A 2,364-nucleotide genomic window follows, 5' to 3' on the forward strand; every position below is an offset into this window, starting at 1 on the left:
ATAAAGTTATTACAGTAATTAAATGTAGTAATAAAATTATCAACCAATAATACATCATTATAGTAAGATTCCACTTTCCTAATAGTTGGTATGTTACCCCTATGATTATCCCTAATATAGTAACATTAAAGGAAATAAACAAAGTTCTTTTTAGTATTTTAGGAAATGTTTTGTGATCCACAGTTTTATTATATAAACCGATTAAAATGCCCAAAGATAGATATGCCAGTAATAGCCCTACCCAATTCCAGATCCAATCTTGATCCCCCATTAAATTAAACAAAAGCGAAAGGATCCCTCCTACTGCAAAAATCGAGGAGATCATAATACTATTTAAAGCTGATTTCATACTATTTTCACTTCCTTAAAAATTTTACAATACAGCATTGAAGTCTACTCTTAAGTTGTCCTTTACTTATTAGGATCCATTTCATTAAAAATCTTGTATGGAAATACCATCATATAATCCGGTCATCATACCTATTAGTATATACGGAGAATGGGTAGGCCCAGCAAAAATTACATCTACATGATCCCATCCCATAATTTTCAAACTAAACGAAACTCCACCAAATCCTACTCCACATGGTAGATATACAAATAGAGGATGCGATCCATCAACTTTTATTTGTATATCAATTATTCAGACGTGTAGCAACTACTGCATTACTATACCCCGCTGTATATTCAAAAATAGTAGCCCCTTTGTTTCTAAGTAAATCTTTTCCCCACTTTTTCACAGCTGCTGCCATATGTACATATGATGTTTTAAAATTAATCATAATTTATTATAATTAAGTATATATTAACAATATATTAAGTATAAGTAAATAAAATTAATAATAATTTAATTTTATTTGCTTATTTAAAGGGGATTACATATATGAACGATATTAATGTTGGTCACAAAATTAGGGCATTTAGAAAAGGTTCCGGATTAACCAGTAAGCGTTTAGCAGAGTTAGCTGATATAACACCTTCTATGTTAAGTCAGATTGAAAAAGGAATCACAAATCCTTCATTACAAACACTAAAATTAATTTCTGTAGCATTAAATATTCCATTGTTTAATTTTTTCTTAGAGGATACCAATACAGAAGAATTAGTTGTAAGAGCTAACCAAAGGAAAAAAATAACTTTTCCTGAAAGCGGCAATGTTTCGTATGAGTTATTATCTCCTAATTTAGATGGAGCACTAGAATTGGCTTTAATGAATCTGTTACCTCAAACTGCTTCATCTATGGAGCCTGTGGCACATAAAGGGGAAGAAATAGCTTTTATTATGGAAGGGCAAGTAAAACTATATCTAAATGATGAGGTTTTACTTCTCAATACAGGTGATAGTGTTAAAATCCCACCTTATGCAAAGCATAAGTGGGAAAACACTTCTTTAAACAAAGTCACTGTTATATTTGGAGTAACTCCACCATCTTTTTAATTTCAAATACTAGCGAAGAAAAGTTAGAGAAAATAATTCTCTAACTTTTCTTGTATACATAACTTTATTTTAAGAAAGTAAAAAACTTGTCTCTCAATTATATGTGATTAAAACTAGTGAAATAGATCTTTTTAATTACATACTTAATTTATTTTTTAATGTCCAATATTTTTCTCCATTAGCTTCAAAAGAGAATTCTACCCATCCATTCGGATCTTCACGATAAATAAAGATGGTTGTTCCAGGAGTTACTGTACCAACTTCATTCTCCTCGACAGCTACATCTGGTCTACTTTTAATTTTTAAATTAAATGGATAAGGTACCTGATAGTAAGTAGCTGATGATACAACATTTGAGCTTGAACCGTCTGCATACATTTTATATGGAATTTCATTAGATAACGCGTCGACATCTAATGTTTCAGGATTCTTTGGTAATTTTTTTGCATATGTATAGTCTTCTACATGGAACGGTTTAATACGTTCCATAATACCCGCAATTTTCTTAGCCCAGCCTTTATCTGATGCATATTTCACATTCATGCCAGTTAATGTTGGGCCGTTATAATACATACCACTTTCTTCTAAATATCTTTCTCGTACATAATTAGCGTTATAAGCAATGCTATCGCCATAGCTTGGTAAATATTTCGCATATTTAAACGGATCTCCATCATATGCACGTAGACCAAATAGATTATGTTTTTGATATGCGATTTCTGATTTTCCGTATCCAGATTCTAAAATCGCATGCGCCGCTAAATAATGAGCACTCACGCCATATTGATTTTGCGCATTAATAAAATCTTGCCCATGTCCAACTAAAGGACTATCCGAGTGATATTTCGCAATAAAACTATCAATCTCTTGAGCTGTAATTTTCGAAGCCACTGTTAAATTTAAATCTTCATATGAGGTAGCAGTAA

The 2,364-nt window shown here is 31.4% G+C and carries 3 protein-coding genes; 1 reads left to right on the forward strand and 2 read right to left on the reverse strand.

Annotation, left to right across the window (positions count from 1 at the left end; translation table 11 throughout):
• A partial coding sequence (locus tag GBN78_RS29440; protein ID WP_152128019.1) for a DUF3902 family protein occupies positions 1 to 349 on the reverse strand: 349 nt, incomplete at its 3' end.
• Positions 350 to 883: 534 nt separating this feature from the next.
• Here GBN78_RS29440 and GBN78_RS29450 point away from each other — a divergent pair.
• Complete coding sequence (locus GBN78_RS29450; RefSeq protein ID WP_000997926.1) at positions 884 to 1,438, forward strand: helix-turn-helix domain-containing protein; 555 nt, start codon at positions 884 to 886, stop codon at positions 1,436 to 1,438.
• 135 nt (positions 1,439 to 1,573) lie between these two features.
• Here the strand turns inward: GBN78_RS29450 and GBN78_RS29455 are convergent.
• Positions 1,574 to 2,364, reverse strand: a 791-nt coding sequence (locus GBN78_RS29455; RefSeq protein WP_226798513.1) for an N-acetylglucosaminidase, incomplete at its 5' end; no start/stop codon positions are given.

The sequence above is a fragment of the Bacillus sp. B2-WWTP-C-10-Post-4 genome (assembly GCF_009183805.1).
GTDB classification, from domain to species: Bacteria; Bacillota; Bacilli; order Bacillales; family Bacillaceae_G; genus Bacillus_A; species Bacillus_A cereus.